Here is a 3997-nt window from a genome sequence, read left to right as displayed (position 1 = left end):
GTGGTGCTGATACCCAGAGTCGAACTGGGGACCTCACCCTTACCAAGGGTGCGCTCTACCAACTGAGCCATATCAGCACGTCTGGAGCGGGCAGCGGGAATCGAACCCGCATCATCAGCTTGGAAGGCTGAGGTAATAGCCATTATACGATGCCCGCATCCTGGAACTCGGCTACCCAGTTCTTTCTGTAACAAAAAAAGAGACATGTCTCTTTTCTTATTCGAACCGGTTAATTTTTTCAACCAGTTCAGACAGCAAACACGCTGCCAGAAAGTGGTGGTGGGGGAAGGATTCGAACCTTCGAAGTCTGTGACGGCAGATTTACAGTCTGCTCCCTTTGGCCGCTCGGGAACCCCACCGGACTTGATGGTGCCGACTACCGGAATCGAACTGGTGACCTACTGATTACAAGTCAGTTGCTCTACCTACTGAGCTAAGTCGGCATCAAGTAGCGCGCATTCTATGGAGACCTGCGACCTCATGCAACTAAAAAATTGCATAAAATGTTCTATCGCTCACATTTTGCACGACAAGACTGCTAAATGGCCTATTTTTAGTCAGGTCAGTGCGATTTTTCGACACCAGGATGCTAACGGCTTAACGGAGAGCATCATCATATCTGTGTTTGAAAGAGAAAAATTCTTCTTTTACATATGGTATATCCGTCACATTGCGTTTCAGGGATAACTTATCAGGAGAGATTTTTTCTTATTATTCCCTCCCATCTGGTGTTACCCTCCTGCCCATTGTCCAAATTAACTGAAATGTGTCGTGCCATTGCATGCCGGGGATGATTCGCTTTTTTATCGCTGACCTGATGTAGCAATGACAGCCAGAAACATGCTTATGAGTAAAGAGCAAACGTTAATGACGCCTTACCTACAATTTGATCGCAACCAGTGGGCTGCGCTTCGTGATTCCGTGCCGATGACCCTGACCGAGGGCGAAATCGCACGACTCAAAGGCATTAATGAAGATTTATCACTGGAAGAAGTTGCCGAGATTTATTTGCCCCTGTCGCGTTTGCTAAATTTCTATATCAGTTCAAACCTGCGCCGTCAGGCTGTTCTGGAGCAATTTTTAGGCACTAACGGCCAGCGTATTCCTTATATCATCAGCATTGCCGGTAGCGTTGCCGTGGGCAAAAGCACCACCGCGCGCGTACTGCAAGCACTGCTGAGCCGCTGGCCGGAACATCGTCGCGTCGAATTGATCACCACTGACGGTTTTCTACATCCTAACCAGGTGCTGAAAGATCGCGGGCTGATGAAGAAGAAAGGCTTTCCTGAGTCTTACGATATGCACCGTCTGGTGAAGTTCGTTTCCGATCTCAAATCAGGGGTGCCAAATGTCACCGCACCAGTCTATTCACACCTGATTTATGATGTGATTCCAGACGGAGATAAAACCGTCGCGCAGCCCGATATATTAATTCTTGAAGGCTTAAATGTACTACAGAGTGGAATGGATTATCCTCACGATCCACATCATGTATTTGTTTCTGACTTCGTTGATTTTTCTATTTATGTTGATGCGCCTGAAGATTTACTCCAGACGTGGTACATCAACCGCTTCCTGAAATTCCGTGAGGGGGCGTTCACCGACCCAGATTCTTATTTCCATAATTACGCAAAATTATCGAAAGATGAAGCGATCAATACCGCCGCATCATTATGGAAAGAAATCAACTGGTTGAACTTAAAGCAAAATATTTTACCCACTCGTGAACGGGCCAGTCTGATTATGACCAAAAGCGCCAATCATGCGGTCGAACAAGTCAGGTTGAGAAAATAATGTAAAAAGGGAGCGTTAGCTCCCTTTTTATTATTCTGCGCTGCGTAAAGATATTTCTCCGCCCATCCACGGCTTAATTACGCCATCCTGTTCAAGCAACAACGCGCCTTGCGCATCTATCCCACGGGAAATACCAAATATTTCTTTATCACCAATAATCAGTTTAACCGGTCGGTTAATAAAATTATCCAGCTTTTCCCAGCGAGACAGGTAAGGTGCCAGACCTTCCTGCTCAAAGAGTTCCAGCGCCTCACGCAACTCTTTGATTAACGTCGCCGCCAGCATGTTGCGATCAAGCGTAATGCCCGCTTCCTGGAGATTGATCCATCCTTGATTCACGACGCCTTCTTCCACACGGCGCATGGCCATGTTGATACCTGCGCCGATAACGATTTGTGCAGCGTCGCCCGTTTTACCCGTAAGCTCAACCAGAATGCCTGCCAGCTTGCGATCGAGTAAATAGAGATCATTAGGCCACTTAACCCGAACCTTCTCTGCACCCAGATCGCGCAGAACCTCAGCCATCACAATGCCGATCACCAGACTCAGCCCGATCGCGGCTGCCGGCCCCTGCTCCAGACGCCAGTACATAGAAAGATACAGGTTCGCACCAAATGGAGAGAACCATTTCCGCCCACGACGACCACGCCCAGCCTGCTGGTATTCCGCTACACAGGCATCACCCGACGTCAACTGGCCGATACGATCCAGCAGATACTGGTTCGTCGAATCGATAACCGGAAGTACCGTGACATTCCCGCTGTCCAGTTGTGCATGGATGACAGAAGCATCTAATAATTGGATAGGTTCTGGCAGGCTATATCCTTTGCCAGGTACGGTAAACACATCAACTCCCCAGTCACGCAGCGTCTGGACATGCTTGTTGATGGCTGCGCGGCTCATTCCCAGCGTTTCACCCAGCTGTTCACCCGAATGAAACTCACCATCGGCCAGCAAAGAGATCAGCGTCAGGGGAACGGTATTATCCTTCATGCAATGATCTCCACAGCATTCACTTCACCGGTCTGCCCGATAAACCGAACTTCCGGTTCCAGCCAGACATTAAATTTCTCACCCACGTTCTGACGCACATGATGCGCGAGTTTCACCACATCCTCGCTTGTCGCATTATGTGCGTTAATCAGCACCAGAGCCTGCTGACGATGTACCGCAGCGCCCCCGATACTGACGCCTTTTAGCTGGCACTGATCGATCAACCAACCGGCAGCCAGCTTCACTGAACCATCGGCCTGCGGGTAATGTGGCGCACCGGGAAATTGCGCCAGTAATGTGTGCGCAATCTCTGCTGTAACAACAGGATTTTTAAAGAAGCTACCTGCATTACCATTTACTTTTGGATCGGGCAGTTTCGTGGTGCGCATATGGCATACGGCATCAAACACCTGCTGCGGCGTGACCGTTTCAGGTTCAAGGCGAACCAGGTCGCCATAAGTCAGTACGGGCTGCCACTGTTTTGGTAAACGCAGGCCGACAGCCACAATGGCGTAACGATCCTGATATTCATGCTTGAAGATACTATCACGATAACCAAAGCGGCACTCTGTGGCGCTCACCCGTAGAGACTTTCCGGTTGCCAGCTCGACACAATCCACATAGTCACAGACCCGCTGTAGTTCTACACCATAGGCGCCAATATTCTGGATAGGAGAGGAACCGACGCACCCCGGAATAAGCGCCAGATTTTCCAGCCCCGGCATACCTTGCTGGAGAGTGTATCGGACCAGGTTATGCCAGTTTTCCCCCGCCCCTACGTGCAAGTGCCATGCTTCGGGTTGCTCTGTCACCTCAATACCTTTGATACGGTTGATAATCACCGTTCCATGAAAGGTATCAAGAAACAGAACGTTACTCCCTTCGCCCAGTATCAGTACCGGATAATTTGATGCTTTAGCCGATTGCCAGGCATCCAATAGTTGTTGTTCATTTTCGGCACAGACAATCTCGTTAGCGCGTTGATCGATACCGAAGGTATTCCAGGGTTTGAGGGAGTGATTCATAGACGCTTTCCTGATGCAAAATCGCGTCTAGTTTACCGCATATGCAACAGTATGGCTTGTGGTTATGTAGGTGGGATAAGCGCAGCGTCATCCGGCTGACCCGGGCGCATAAACGCAAAAAGGCCATCCCTCAGGATGGCCTCTTCACTTAATTAATGCCTGGCAGTTCCCTACTCTCGCATGGG

The 3997-nt window shown here is 49.5% G+C and carries 3 protein-coding genes and 4 tRNA genes; 1 reads left to right on the top strand and 6 read right to left on the bottom strand.

Going from position 1 to position 3997, the window contains the following annotated elements; all coding sequences use genetic code 11:
- Window position 1: 1 nt before the first annotated feature.
- The 4 genes from OGX75_RS00985 to OGX75_RS00970 form a co-directional block, all read right to left on the bottom strand.
- Window positions 2-77: transfer RNA gene (locus OGX75_RS00985), tRNA-Thr, on the bottom strand.
- A gap of 5 nt (window positions 78-82) precedes the next feature.
- A tRNA-Gly gene (locus OGX75_RS00980) sits at window positions 83-157 on the bottom strand.
- 117 nt (window positions 158-274) lie between these two features.
- Window positions 275-359, bottom strand: a tRNA-Tyr gene (locus tag OGX75_RS00975).
- Between the two features lie 8 nt (window positions 360-367).
- A tRNA-Thr gene (locus OGX75_RS00970) sits at window positions 368-443 on the bottom strand.
- 397 nt (window positions 444-840) lie between these two features.
- Here OGX75_RS00970 and coaA point away from each other — a divergent pair.
- A complete protein-coding gene (gene coaA, locus OGX75_RS00960; protein WP_024130653.1) occupies window positions 841-1794 on the top strand; it encodes a type I pantothenate kinase in 954 nt (317 codons plus the stop codon).
- Between the two features lie 30 nt (window positions 1795-1824).
- Here the strand turns inward: coaA and birA are convergent, their stop codons facing one another.
- Window positions 1825-2787 carry a bifunctional biotin--[acetyl-CoA-carboxylase] ligase/biotin operon repressor BirA gene (gene birA, locus OGX75_RS00955; protein ID WP_071258102.1) on the bottom strand — a complete coding sequence of 321 codons (963 nt, stop codon included), beginning with the start codon at window positions 2785-2787 and terminating at the stop codon, window positions 1825-1827.
- Window positions 2784-3812: a UDP-N-acetylmuramate dehydrogenase gene (gene murB, locus OGX75_RS00950; RefSeq protein ID WP_286451370.1), complete on the bottom strand. Its 1029-nt coding sequence runs from the start codon at window positions 3810-3812 to the stop codon at window positions 2784-2786. The genes birA and murB overlap by 4 nt, the downstream gene beginning before the upstream one ends.
- Between the last annotated feature and the right edge of the window lie 185 nt (window positions 3813-3997).

It is taken from the genome of Citrobacter sp. CK199, assembly GCF_030333285.1.
Classification (GTDB): Bacteria; Pseudomonadota; Gammaproteobacteria; order Enterobacterales; family Enterobacteriaceae; genus Citrobacter_B; species Citrobacter_B koseri.
The sequence above is the reverse complement of the archived record's forward strand: the minus strand, read 5'-3'. Positions and strand labels throughout refer to the sequence as shown.

Coding starts and splice junctions, on each gene's coding strand:
- coaA (WP_024130653.1), top strand. CDS start 841: ATGCTTATGAGTAAAGAGCAAACGTTAATGACGCCTTACCTACAATTT.
- birA (WP_071258102.1), bottom strand. CDS start 2,787: ATGAAGGATAATACCGTTCCCCTGACGCTGATCTCTTTGCTGGCCGAT.
- murB (WP_286451370.1), bottom strand. CDS start 3,812: ATGAATCACTCCCTCAAACCCTGGAATACCTTCGGTATCGATCAACGC.